10 protein-coding genes and 1 pseudogene are annotated in these 12,644 nt (G+C 38.3%); 2 read left to right on the forward strand and 9 right to left on the reverse strand.

From position 1 onward, the window contains the following. Nucleotides 1–2: 2 nt before the first annotated feature. Nucleotides 3–641 carry a class I SAM-dependent DNA methyltransferase gene (locus OR571_RS06100; RefSeq protein WP_282241980.1) on the reverse strand — a complete coding sequence of 213 codons (639 nt, stop codon included), beginning with the start codon at nucleotides 639–641 and terminating at the stop codon, nucleotides 3–5. Nucleotides 642–780: 139 nt separating this feature from the next. Further along, nucleotides 781–2,625, reverse strand: a complete 1,845-nt coding sequence (locus OR571_RS06105; RefSeq protein ID WP_282241981.1) for an SLC13 family permease — start codon at nucleotides 2,623–2,625, stop codon at nucleotides 781–783. 226 nt (nucleotides 2,626–2,851) lie between these two features. Here OR571_RS06105 and OR571_RS06110 point away from each other — a divergent pair, with 226 nt between their 5' ends. Then, a complete protein-coding gene (locus tag OR571_RS06110; RefSeq protein ID WP_282241982.1) occupies nucleotides 2,852–3,853 on the forward strand; it encodes a S66 family peptidase in 1,002 nt (333 codons plus the stop codon). Nucleotides 3,854–3,908: 55 nt separating this feature from the next. On the opposite strand, the gene OR571_RS06115 is transcribed toward OR571_RS06110, so the two are convergent. Genes OR571_RS06115 through OR571_RS06135 form a run of 5 tightly spaced genes read right to left on the reverse strand, consistent with a single transcriptional unit; the run spans nucleotide 3,909 to nucleotide 6,852 of the window. Next, nucleotides 3,909–4,040 (reverse strand): hypothetical protein, encoded by a 132-nt coding sequence (locus tag OR571_RS06115; protein ID WP_282241983.1) that lies wholly within the window; start codon nucleotides 4,038–4,040, stop codon nucleotides 3,909–3,911. 53 nt (nucleotides 4,041–4,093) lie between these two features. Next, a complete protein-coding gene (locus tag OR571_RS06120) occupies nucleotides 4,094–4,846 on the reverse strand; it encodes a hypothetical protein (protein ID WP_282241984.1) in 753 nt (250 codons plus the stop codon). 1 nt (nucleotide 4,847) lies between these two features. Continuing rightward, nucleotides 4,848–5,603, reverse strand: coding sequence for an ABC transporter permease (locus tag OR571_RS06125; protein WP_282241985.1), 756 nt, complete (start codon nucleotides 5,601–5,603; stop codon nucleotides 4,848–4,850). Continuing rightward, nucleotides 5,600–6,328 (reverse strand): ABC transporter ATP-binding protein, encoded by a 729-nt coding sequence (locus OR571_RS06130; protein ID WP_282241986.1) that lies wholly within the window; start codon nucleotides 6,326–6,328, stop codon nucleotides 5,600–5,602. The genes OR571_RS06125 and OR571_RS06130 overlap by 4 nt, the downstream gene beginning before the upstream one ends. Beyond that, on the reverse strand, nucleotides 6,325–6,852 hold the full coding sequence (locus OR571_RS06135) for a GNAT family N-acetyltransferase (RefSeq protein ID WP_282241987.1): 528 nt from the start codon (nucleotides 6,850–6,852) through the stop codon (nucleotides 6,325–6,327). Before OR571_RS06135 ends, OR571_RS06130 begins: the two co-directional genes overlap by 4 nt. 191 nt (nucleotides 6,853–7,043) lie before the next feature. Between OR571_RS06135 and OR571_RS06140 the strand changes: the two genes are divergently transcribed. After that, on the forward strand, nucleotides 7,044–8,345 hold the full coding sequence (locus tag OR571_RS06140; protein WP_481900366.1) for an amino acid permease: 1,302 nt from the start codon (nucleotides 7,044–7,046) through the stop codon (nucleotides 8,343–8,345). Between the two features lie 61 nt (nucleotides 8,346–8,406). Here the strand turns inward: OR571_RS06140 and OR571_RS06145 are convergent, their stop codons facing one another. After that, entirely contained in the window at nucleotides 8,407–10,383 is a 1,977-nt protein-coding gene (locus OR571_RS06145; protein WP_282241989.1) for a S9 family peptidase, read from the reverse strand. A gap of 705 nt (nucleotides 10,384–11,088) precedes the next feature. Then, nucleotides 11,089–12,638: pseudogene (locus tag OR571_RS06150) on the reverse strand (fatty acid--CoA ligase family protein). Nucleotides 12,639–12,644 lie beyond the last annotated feature (6 nt).

Consider the following 12,644-nt stretch of genomic DNA (forward strand, 5'->3'; position numbering starts at 1 on the left):
TCCTAAAATTTATTCGCATCCATTAACCAAACAAAATCATTCATTTGCGTGAATTGCACTTGAAAGCCTGCCTCGTTAAACAATTTTGTTAAGATTGGGATCGTCGTATAATATTCTCTTTCTAGATCGTCTGCTACATGATGAAACCCGCGTGCTCTTTCTTTTACGATTTGCGCTTGTTTTGCATCCTCTGATATAAAAGCAGTATCTGCAAATACCACTTTCCCATTTGTCGGTAAAAGCACTGCATATTTTTTTAATGCTTCCCCTTTTTCCGAATCAGTTAAATGGTGAAACACATATGTGCTAACAAATGCATCGATACTTTCTGTTTCTGCTTCAAATTGCAACAAGTCACCATCCAATACTTTCATAAAAGGAAAGCGCATAGCTGTCGCTTGACGCATCTTAGTATTAGGTTCTATACCGATAACCGAAATACCTGCTTCTATTAACTTTGCAGTTAAATTTCCGGTCCCTGTTCCAAATTCGATAATAGTACCTGAAACCCGTTTGGTAACTGCTTCTAATATGCTCTCATACCCCTCAAACACATCCCGGTACTCCGGATCTTCTCCAGAAACTGAAGCCTCGTATGAATCCGCCCACTCGTCGAAAATATCAACAAACTCCCTACCCATTTGTTAACCCCTTTTTAAATTAGATTATTCCTATTTAATTACTTTGAATTGGGCTTAATATTAATAGTTATATCACAATTAAGCAAATTGTCAAACAAAAAAAGAGTCTCTCTACAATTAGAGAAACCCTCTTCTATAATTACAATGGGAAAAATAGCGGAATAACTATCATCATGACGATAAACATGACGGCTTGCAGTGGAATTCCTGCTTTCACAAAGTCAAAAAACTTGTATCCCCCTGCTGTCATCACTAATGCATTTGTTGGGGACGCAACTGGTGTGGCAAACGCCATGCTAGACGAAACAGCGATCGCTATTAAAAACGTATACGGATTTGCCCCCATACTAATTGCTGCACTCATGGCAATCGGTGCAAACAAAACAGCCGTAGCTGTATTACTTATGAACTGTCCAAACACCATCGTTATAAAATAAATGCCGATAAGTACGCCCATTGCCCCAAAACCACCAAGCAGATCGATAATCCCTTCTGAAAGAATAACCATTCCGCCCGTTTTCTCAAGAGCAGTAGCCATTGGGAGCATTGCCGCTATTAATACAATACTTTCCCAGTTCATCTTTCCATACGCATCTTCCATATTACGTAAGCACCCAGTAATAATCATTAAAACTGCCCCAATTAAAACAGAAATGACAGCTGGGAAAACTTCTGAAATCATTAGAATAATCATGAATAACATAATAGCACCTGCAATTGGGGCTTTCCCGCTTGCTGCAGCAATACTTGCGTGTTCTTTCGGTTGTCCTACTACAACGACATCTTGCATCGCTTTTGATAGCAATTCTATTTCATCCCATGCTCCTTGTACTAACAGCGCATCTCCAAAACGTAGCCTTACATCTGCCATCTCACTAAGTACATAATCTCCTTTACGATTAACACCTAGTATATTCAAATTATACTTTTCCCGAAAGCCGATGCTACCAACTGTTTCATTGATCAAGCTAGAATGGGGAGTTAAAAGCACTTCGGCGATCCCTAACTGTTTCGAAACAAGCACGTCTGCTTCCGAATCTTCTGCATCTATATCTAATAAAAAATCACTCGCTAGCTGTTCCATGCTGCTAAAGGCACCTTGGACAAATAAAATATCCTTCGCATGAATGATACTAGTCGGCCCAGCCATTTCTTGATATGTGATCGGTAACAGATTCATACCTTCTACCGATTTCCGGTCAATTTTTAAAATGGCTAAATGATACTTAGCTGGCAACTTTAATTCCGCCAATTGCTTTCCAATCATCGGTGAATGCTCCGGAACTATAAGCTTATGTAAGTTTCCGCCAAGCTCATAGTCGATTGCCAATTGTTTCGGCGAGAGCTTATGTCCATCCTTTAATGCATTTTTATTTTTTGCATTAGGTAAGACAACATTTCGAGCAACAACAAAATAAAGAATACCAACAATAATAGCAATTACTCCAACAGGTGTAATCTCAAAAAATCCAAGCTTTTTGTAGCCATTATCTACAAGTACTTGGCTAACGATTAAGTTAGCTGGCGTTGCAATTAACGTCAAAAGCCCCGACAAACTACTGATATACGAAAGCGGTATTAAATACTTAGATGGACTGCTATTAATGCTGATTGCAATACTAATAACAATCGGAAGCATTAGTGCAACCGTCCCTGTATTACTCATAAATGCCCCAACCGTACCTGTAATTATAAGCAATAAAACAAATAAGCGTTTTTCGCTTTTCCCCGACCACTTAAGTAGTAAATTCCCTGCGGTCTGTGCAAGACCCGTCCGCACGATGCCTGCCCCTACAACAAACAGTCCTGCAATCATTATAACAACAGAATTGGAAAACCCTGCAAGCGCCTCTGCGGGTTCTAATATTCCAGTAATAACAAATGCCAATAAAGCCAAAACAGCAACCAAATCTGCTCGGACTCGATTACTTATAAATAACACGATACTAATCGCTAAAATGCTAAACGTAATAATAAGCTGCATATTAACCTGCGCCCTTTCCGTCAGATATTACTTCTATTATATAAGAAACGAAAAGCAAGTACTCCATCCCAACTATCCCATTAGTTAAATATTTCACAAAGTGCCACATATTCCTCATTAATATTTCCTTTTACATAAAAATATTTACCTCGAAAAAAATGGATTTGCAATTACTTAGAGAAAAAGGATGATTAATATAGAAATACTTAAAAGGAGGAACCAAAATATGACTTTGTTAAAACGTTTAAAAAAGGGAGATAAAATCGGGATTTACTCCCCTTCATCCCCAATCACTCATTCTTCACCAATACGATTTCAAAGAGCCAAATCATTTTTACAATCGCAAGGCTTTGAAATTGTGGAAGGTAATCTTACCGGCAAGCATGACTATTATCGAGCTGGAACTATTCACGAACGTGCAAATGAGTTAAACGAACTTATAAGAAATCCAGATATTCGTTGCATTATGTCGACAATCGGCGGAACAAATTCTAATGCGCTTTTAACTTATATTGACTATGAAGCTTTTAAAAAACATCCTAAAATTATGATTGGTTATTCGGATGCTACCGCTATTTTGTTAGGAATATACGCCCAAACAGGAATACCGACGTTCTATGGTCCTGCTTTAGTTCCTTCATTTGGCGAATTCGAGCCATTTGTTGATTATACATATGAGTATTTCAAGGAAGTATTAATAGAAGAACAACAAGTTCCTTTTACGGTTCCTACTCCTCCTTACTGGACAGACGAGCCAATTAATTGGGAACTCAAAACAGAAAACAAGCAACTGAGACCAAATAATTTAATTTCTGTTAATGGAGGGACTGCTCAAGGTAGATTAATTGGTGGCAATCTAAATGCTATGTATGGTATTTGGGGAAGTCCTTATATGCCTACCATACAAGAAGGGGATATTCTATTAATCGAAGATACGATGAAAACCGCCTCCATTGTAGAAAAGAATTTTAACCTTTTAAAATTGAACGGGGTATTCGATCGGGTTTCCGGAATTATTTTAGGTAAGCATGAACTTTTCGACAATCAAGGTACTGGACGAAAACCGCATGATATTTTACTAGAAACGATTGGAAAACCATCTATTCCGATACTTGCAGAATTCGATTGTTGCCATACACATCCAATGCTTACAATGCCTATAGGCAGAACCGTCAAGATGGATGCAACGAATAAAGAAGTAATGATTATGGAGCAGTGGATAAAGTGAATAAAAGATAAGTAGTTTCATATGACCAAAAACATGATTATTTTTCAAAAAATGATTATGTTTTTTTACTAATTTTCCCTTTTACAACTATCACTCCGATTTTTACAACTAAATGCGCTGAAATTACAACTAAACCATTAAATTTACCAACTAAACTTCCCTTTTTCCAACTAAAATTATTTTCCATAAAAAATGCAGAGAGGAATACTATCCTCCCTGCATTTTTATATTCAAATTAGATCAATTTCTCACATATTTCATTAAAATAGGATTTAAATAGTCTTCTTTTAAGGAATGATCGTTTTCAATAAAGTCTAATACATCCGCCTTCTCTAATAATACGAACACAAACTCTTCAAATTCGGGGTGCTCACCCTTTACTATTAAACGTCGATTATGTTTGTCGAACATTACTCGTAACTCATTCGAAGTGTAGTCTACTTTTAGCTCAAACATTACGGCCCAAAAATCATAGGCTCCTTTACTTTTCAAAAACCTAGGGGCAAATGATTTCACATAAGAAGATTCAATATGTAAACCCATTTCCTCCTCTAATTCTTTCCCAATACTTTTCTTCAAATCAAATACAGAACCATTTAAATCGGTCTCGTCTAATCCCCCACCAGTAAATTGCAGTCTTCCAGGTGTCGAAGTATATTCATTCATCCGACCAAAAGCAATATAATTGTCAGTCGTAATAACGGCTACACAAGTGAATATGACTTTACAAGGAAATGGGCAATCTTTGTGACGGATTGTGTATAAATAGTGTTTATAATCTGTTTTCGCAACCGTCACTTGCAGTTCTTTTGCCGTATTTTTAATTTTAGTGATTGTAAATACTTCCCCATTGCGTAAATGCGAATTGATTTTTATTTGGTCGTTCCAAAACTTATCATGCTGTTCCTTTATGCTCTCTGGCAAATCGAGTGCTACCGAATCGTACTTAACCGTAACTTTAGCAGGTGTTTCCTCAATTAATATTGGTTCCATTTTATTCACTCCACTTCTTCAGCTGCAAATCCTTTGTGAATAAGTTTTTATAACAAAGCACACTTAGCATCATGCTCGTAATTGCGGAAGAACTAGTAAACACAAAAATGATTAGTATTTGATAGCGAACGGCTTCTACTGGATCTGCTCCGGCTATAATCATTCCGGTCATCATCCCAGGTAATTGAACTAGTCCGACTGTTTTCATCGCATCGATGGTCGGAATCATACAAAACTTCACGGATCGTTTCAGCACATCCTGAACTGCCTGCCGACTCGTTGCACCTAGGGCTAATAATGTTTCGATTTCTCCTTTAGAACTTTCTGTTTCTCGTTTTAATTGAGTTAAAAACAGTCCACAGGCAACCATCGCATTCCCTATCGTCATCCCACTAAGCGGAATAATGTATTGAGGGGTTGCTTCAATAATTTGCAAGCTCAGTAAAAGCCCCATCATTAATATTTCCATCGTTGCAATCGAAAGAATAATTCTCCAAACAACTCCGCTCATACCTTTTGCCCGCTTTGCTGCATTATGAGCGGCAACGACAATCATGATACAAATAATTAATACAATAAATAGCAGATTCTTCGATTGAAATACAAATTGCAACACATATCCAACAGCGAGTAGCTGAATCGCCGCTCGCACCGTACCAATCGCAATATCCTTTTCCAGGTCAAGCTTTTGCCAAACAGACAAAAGCATCGTAATAACGACAAATAATAATGTAAAAGTTAATGCTAATAAACTCATAATATCACCGAGTCGGAAAATGAGTGTTGATGTTCAAAAAATGATTCCGTCTTGCAATCAACTGCTAGTGTGCCGTTTTCCATATACCAAATTCGTTCGCTCACCTTTTTTGCTTGTTCCAAATCATGCGTTACCCAAATAAAAGCAGTTTTTTCAACCTCACTCCATTTGATCAACAAATTTTCTACATAAGCTTTACTTTGCTGATCAAGAGATGCTGTCACTTCATCAAGCAATAAAATAGAAGGAGCAAGTAGTAAAGAACGTACTAAAGCGATTCGCTGCTTCTCTCCCCCTGATAAGTCGGCCGCTTTCTTTGCCCAATCAATCGATTCGAGTCCAACATCTTTCATTAGCTTTTGTGCATGCTTGTCGTTAAATGTTTCATTATGTAATTTACTAACTGTCTTTAAATTTTCTTCAATCGTACCAGGAAGCATAACTGCTTGTTGCGCTACATAAGTTATCTTCATACGCCAGACTCGTGTATCCATATCTTTGGCCTGAACCCCATTAAAACGGATTTCGCCACTATCGGCATTATCCAATAGTGCGAGCATGCGTAAAAGCGTACTTTTCCCTTGTCCAGATTTACCTAGTAAAGCTATACGCTCCGAACTATCTATAGTAGCGGTTAAATCGGAAAATAAATAAGTACATTCCATTTGTGTTTCTGTTTGCCAATAGTTTTTCGTTAAGCTTTTCATTTCAAATAAAGCTGTCATACATGCCCTTCCCATTCTTCCCGGAGTAAACCCATTCGAATAGAATCATAGTAAACCCCATCATAATAACGACATTTGCGAAGGCGGGCTTCCATCGTCATACCTAACTTTTCACCGACTTTAATCATGCGTTCATTACCAGACCAAGTTGTATAGCCTACACGTACAAGTGGTAATTCTTTAAACAAATGGGTAATCCACATACGCAGGGCTTCCGTTCCAATACCACCACTCCAATACTGTGGATCATAAATAACAATGCCCATCTCTAACCAAAGCGATTCTTCATGCTCCCAGTAATAGCAAAGCGAGCCTACTAGTTCATCTTCTACATAAATGCCCCACATATCATCTTGATGAATTAGTTGATCCTTTTTCTCTAGAAATTGCTCTAACGTTTTCGGTTCATAAGGAAAATATGGGGCATCCCATTTTTTCCATTCAGGTGATATTTCTTTTGCACTTAACTCCCAAAGCCGAATAATCTCTTTTTCTGCAATGGGTCTTATTGTAATAGCTTGCATTTTCATGACCCCCGTCCTACATGCATATACATAATATTATCACAATTTCGTTCATATGAACCGTATCACAAACATACTTTCTTATGTTAAAGTGTTATACAACAAAAGTATTATTTTAATAAAGGAGTGACACAACTTTGGGTGGAAATCAGCAACTACAACGTGGACTTGAACAACGGCATATCACCCTCATGTCATTAGGCGCAGCAATTGGCGTCGGATTATTTTTAGGCTCTGCAACGGCTATTCGATTAGCTGGACCGGCAATACTTGTTTCATACATAATTGGTGGTTTATTTATCTTTATCATTATGCGTGCCCTTGGAGAAATGGCCGTATATAATCCTGTATCTGGATCATTTAGTAGATATGCAAAAAACTATTTAGGACCGCTTGCAGGATATATCACAGGTTGGAATTACTGGTTTTTATGGGTTGTTACCTGTATGGCCGAAATTACAGCAGTCGGAGTGTATATGCAAATGTGGTATCCCGACTCTCCAAGTTGGATATGGGCATTAGCTGCACTTGTTATTATGACTTTAGTAAACTTAATCGCTGTGAAAGCTTATGGCGAGTTTGAATTTTGGTTTGCCCTTATAAAAATTATCGCAATTTTAGCAATGATTTTCGTTGGGCTTGGTGTCATTATATTTGGATTAGGTAATGGTGGTATAGGTGTAGGCATTAGCAACTTATGGTCTAATGGCGGGTTCGCACCTAATGGTATTACAGGAATTTTAATGTCATTGCAAATGGTCATGTTCGCTTATTTAGGTGTAGAGATGATCGGAGTTACGGCAGGAGAAGCTAAAAATCCGAAAACGGTGATTCCGCGTGCAATCGATACAGTTTTTTGGCGTATTCTTATTTTTTATGTTGGGGCTCTTTTCGTTATTATGTCTATCTATCCTTGGAACGAAATTGGTGAAAATGGAAGTCCATTTGTTTTAATGTTCGAAGCAATCGGTATAGGACCAGCTGCAGGAATTATCAATTTTGTTGTTTTAACAGCAGCACTTTCTAGCTGTAATAGTGGAATTTTCAGTACGGGACGGATGTTATTTAACTTGGCGGAACAAAGCCAGGCCTCTCCTTCTTTCAAAAAGATAAATGGAGCTGGAGTACCGGCTAGGGCGGTATTATTTTCTGCTTTATTACTATTATTCGGTGTTCTATTGAATTATCTGGTGCCTGAAAAAGTATTTATATGGGTAACGAGCATTTCAACTTTCGGAGCAGTTTGGACTTGGGGAATTATTCTATTGTCCCAATTAAAATTCCGCAAGACGCTTTCTAAAGGGGAGGTTTCCAAACTAACATATAAGGCATTGTTTTATCCACTTGGCTCGTATTTAGCTTTAGCATTCTTAGTTCTTGTACTTGTGCTTATGGCATATTTTCCAGAAACACGGATTGCTTTAATCGTTGGTCCTATCTGGATTTTCTTGCTCATTTTTGTATATTATAATAAAGGATTTCATAAAAGATAATTTGATCGATTGAATCGTCAAAAGCCCCTTCATCTCTTACTGATGAAGGGGCTTTGTATTATTACAAGTATTTTTCAAACCAACTAGTAATTTGTTCTAATCGAGTTTGACGTAGATTAGGCAAACCAACTCGAGATAAATTATGATCCGCTTGCGGGAAACGTACAAAGCTTGTTTCTTTCCCCATCGCTTTCAACGTAATATACAATTGTTGTCCTTGCTCAATCGGACACCGGTAATCATTTTCACTATGCAATATCAAGAGCGGTGTTTTTACATTCGATGCGTATTTCAACGGAGATGCATTCCAAAGTTTCTCTATATCCATCATATCGGTACCAATTTGCCATGGCGTGAAGTAATACCCAATATCAGATACCCCATAAAAACTAATCCAGTTTGAGATCGATCGTTGCGTAACTGCTGCTTTAAATCGATTTGTATGACCAACAATCCAGTTCGTCATAAAACCTCCATAACTACCGCCAGTTACACCAAGTCTCGTTTCATCAATCCAGTCGTTATCTGCGAGCACATAATCGAGGCCTGCCATAATGTCCTCGTAATCTCCTCCACCGTAGTCACCGCGTACTGCGTCGACAAATTGTTGACTATAGGAATGACTACCCCGCGGGTTTACATATAACACTCCATATCCTTTTGCTGCAAGCAATTGTAATTCATGAAAAAATGTATTTGCGTACATAGTATGCGGTCCACCATGAATTTCTACGATAAGTGGATACTTTTTATCCTTTTCATAACCTATTGGTTTCATTAGCCAGCCGTGAACTTCCCAATCTTTAGCACCTTTAAATACAATTGCCTCCGGTTCAGAAAGCTCTATCTCTTTTAATAATTCTTCGTTAAAGTGCGTTAGTTGAACTCTTTCACCAGTCGCTAAATTTTGCTTAAATAATTCCCCGGGAAATATTGCGTTACTTATTGTCGCAAGAGAGAATGTGCCTGTCGCATCTATATCATAGCTATAAACATGCTCATTTTCCGCTGTCGCAGGATACACTGCACCATCTAACGATGCAAAATAAAGTCGAACGTCTCCCATCGTAGACAATTGAAAATATAAATGATTGCCATCTGTCCACACAACATCTGGTGTACTTACACCTTGTTGAACATCCCCACCAGCATAATCTCCCACCGGTGCATCAATTCCTTCTGTTAATATTTGAAGAAATCCTGTACTTAATTCGTACACATACACTTCTGTATGAGTAGCGTTTTCATATTGTCGATTACTGCCTGTGAAAGCAATGTACTTGTCATCTTTTGAGAAGGCTGCTCCTCCATAATAGCCTTCGTCAGCCGTTAGGGTTGCTTCTTCTTTAGTCTCAATATCTACTAATAATAACGGTTGGCGGAATGTAAAGTCTTGATTTTCTTCCCGGTTAACACCCATTACTAATTTCTTTCCATCATGGGATATAGCTTGTAAATTATAATTGTAGTTTCCTTTTGTAAACTGAGTTATCTCCTGTGTGGCGATATCTATGTATCCAATTTGTTTATATGTCTCTTTGGGTAAAAGGCCAATACCATCTGCATGATACTTCATTTTTTCTACAATATATGCTTCCGGCAATTTTGTTTCTTCTTTTTCCGACTCATCTGTCCATGCTTTTCCTTCTTTTAATGAGGCAGCAAACCATATTTTTTGATCGCATGGCGACCAAAGAAAACTAGAAATTCCTTTTTCTACTTCTGTTAACTTCTTTGCTTCCCCACCATTTGCAGAGAGAATATAAACTTGATTGTTCTCTTCACGGTTCGATAGGAATGCAATGTATTTTCCGTCCGCAGACCATTGAGGTGCAGATACACGTTCTTTCTTATGCGACCATTGTGTTACCTCTGATGTTTCAACATTCACATGATATAGATACGCATAATATGTATTATCTTTTTCGTCCATTTCCGTGCGAATAAAGACTGCTTCTTTCCCATTTGGTGCGATAACCGGGTTTGTAACTGAATGCAAGTTAAATAAATCTTTTGCCTCTAATTTTCTTTTCGTCATTTGTCCATTCCTACCTTTCAAAATGATCCTTTCATATTACTTCGACACTCGAAACCTTTTTCCTTCTTTATAGTAACAATTGAAAAGATTAATGGTAAATAATTGAACATGACAAAATAACAAGCCACCTTTAGAAAGGATTGTTCGCATAGTATAGGGAAACTGCGTCGTAAAAATCCTATAATACGTCCGCTAAGATTTCCGCTCTGGGCGGACGCTTACCGCGGGGCGGGCGGTGAGCCTCCTCGCCGCTAATGCTCCTGCGGGGTCTCACCTGTCCCGCTGATCCCGCAGGTGTCGCCGCCCTGCGCTTCAATCAATTGAACTTGCTGACTAATCAAAGGTTTTCACCCATAGAATTTGCAACATAGTACTAGATTTAGTGCATCTATACAGAGTAAATAGCAAACTCTACTGGATTGTAGCGAAAGGGTGGCGACTCCGGCGGGAACAGTACGAGCTGAAAGCCCCGCAGGAGCGAGAGCTCCGAGGAGATAGAAGCCGTGCCCGCGGAAAGCGTCCACCCTGTAGCGGAAATCCCAACGGATACTTAATTCAACTCTTTACGTCGCAGTTTCCGTATACGGTTCCTAATATAAGATCTGGTATAGCTTATATCTATTAGAAGGTAATTATTTGCATAACATAGAATTTATTATTATCAGAGTAACAAAAAGCCGCCTCTATTAGAAGCGGCTACTGTCTTTATTGAACCGTTTGTCCTTTTAATGAACGACGCAAAATTTTTCCAGTCGTGTTTTTCGGCAATTCTTCTAAAAACTCAATTCGTTTAGGAATCTTATATTTTGCTAGTTTTTCCGAACAATACTCCAGCAATTGCTGTTCCGTTAACGAAGGATCTTTCTTCACTACGAATGCAAGAACTTCTTCCCCAAAAGTAGAATCCGGTACTCCGACAACCGCTGCTTCTATAATACTTGGGTGCTCAAATAGAACTTCCTCTACTTCTCTAGGGTATACATTATACCCTCCAACAATAATCATATCTTTCTTTCGATCTACAATATAGAAGTAACCTTCCTCGTCTTGTCTCGCAAGGTCTCCTGTATAAAGCCAACCATTGCGAAGCGCGTTTTCGGTTTCTTCTGGCATTTTATAATAACCTTTCATCACATTAGGTCCTCGGACAATCAGTTCCCCAACTTCTCCAATAGGAACCTCTTCTCCCAATTCGTTTACTACCTTGTTTTCCACATTCAAAATATTAGTCCCGATAGAGCCGGGCTTCCGTTCACGATCAATTGGATTGAAACAAGTTACTGGAGATGCTTCAGATAAACCGTACCCCTCTGATACGCGTACATGGAATTTGTTCTCAAAATTATGCAGTAACGCAACTGGCAGGGAAGACCCACCGGAAATCGCCAAACGTACGCTTGAGAAATCTTCCACTCTATCTTCTGGGTATTGATACAAGAAATTATACATTGTTGGAACTCCTGCAAAAACAGTTGCTTTTTGTTCTTTTGCAATCGTGAATACATCCTGAGGGTTAAATCTAGGAACTAGCAATATCGTAGCTCCCATAAGTAATGGTGCATTCACTACAACAGTTAGAGCAAATACGTGAAAAACAGGAAGCGTTGCAATGACGCGATCATCTGTATTAATACTCAAATACTCTGCTACATCACGTGCATTCGAGTAAATATTATTATATGTAAGCATCGCACCTTTTGGATATCCTGTAGTACCAGATGTATACAAAATAATCGCTGTATCATCATCTGACACTTCCACAGCCTTTACGTGTGCTCCAGAAATAGCAAGTAAAGATGAAAACGTTTTCACTCTTTCTTTTAAAGAATCTGAAAGACTAGCTATCTTCTCTTTCGTCTCTGCTTGCGTTTCACAAATAACATAGTTTTCCACAGTCGTAATTACATTAGCCGCTCTTTCTACTAAAGGTAATAATGCATCAATCGCAATAATCACCTTTGCATCACTATTTTTCACAATATAACTAATTTCATCTGGTGTATATATAGGATTTATCGGTACCGCAGTTGCCCCTAAACGCATCGTTGCATATAAAGCTATTAAAAAATGTGGTGTATTGCCGAGTAAAAATCCAACATGGTCACCTTTTTCAATTCCCAATGTTCGTAGGCCATGTGCAAATCGTTCTACTGTTTGGTCAAATTCTGCATAAGTCGTATCTTTCTCCATAAATGATACGCTATTTTTTCTGGATGCATTGAGGCAATTTGTTGAACTTGCGAAGCTAAACCCATTTTCCC

The sequence above is a fragment of the Psychrobacillus sp. NEAU-3TGS genome (assembly GCF_029955155.1).
Lineage (GTDB): Bacteria > Bacillota > Bacilli > Bacillales_A > Planococcaceae > Psychrobacillus.

Bases quoted from the DNA above. Each gene is read 5' to 3' on its own strand.
- OR571_RS06135 (WP_282241987.1), bottom strand. From the start codon at position 6,852: ATGCAAGCTATTACAATAAGACCCATTGCAGAAAAAGAGATTATTCGG.
- OR571_RS06130 (WP_282241986.1), bottom strand. From the start codon at position 6,328: ATGACAGCTTTATTTGAAATGAAAAGCTTAACGAAAAACTATTGGCAA.
- OR571_RS06120 (WP_282241984.1), bottom strand. From the start codon at position 4,846: ATGGAACCAATATTAATTGAGGAAACACCTGCTAAAGTTACGGTTAAG.
- OR571_RS06105 (WP_282241981.1), bottom strand. From the start codon at position 2,625: ATGCAGCTTATTATTACGTTTAGCATTTTAGCGATTAGTATCGTGTTA.
- OR571_RS06145 (WP_282241989.1), bottom strand. From the start codon at position 10,383: ATGACGAAAAGAAAATTAGAGGCAAAAGATTTATTTAACTTGCATTCA.
- OR571_RS06140 (WP_481900366.1), top strand. From the start codon at position 7,044: ATGTCATTAGGCGCAGCAATTGGCGTCGGATTATTTTTAGGCTCTGCA.
- OR571_RS06125 (WP_282241985.1), bottom strand. From the start codon at position 5,603: ATGAGTTTATTAGCATTAACTTTTACATTATTATTTGTCGTTATTACG.
- OR571_RS06100 (WP_282241980.1), bottom strand. From the start codon at position 641: ATGGGTAGGGAGTTTGTTGATATTTTCGACGAGTGGGCGGATTCATAC.
- OR571_RS06110 (WP_282241982.1), top strand. From the start codon at position 2,852: ATGACTTTGTTAAAACGTTTAAAAAAGGGAGATAAAATCGGGATTTAC.
- OR571_RS06115 (WP_282241983.1), bottom strand. From the start codon at position 4,040: ATGGAAAATAATTTTAGTTGGAAAAAGGGAAGTTTAGTTGGTAAATTT.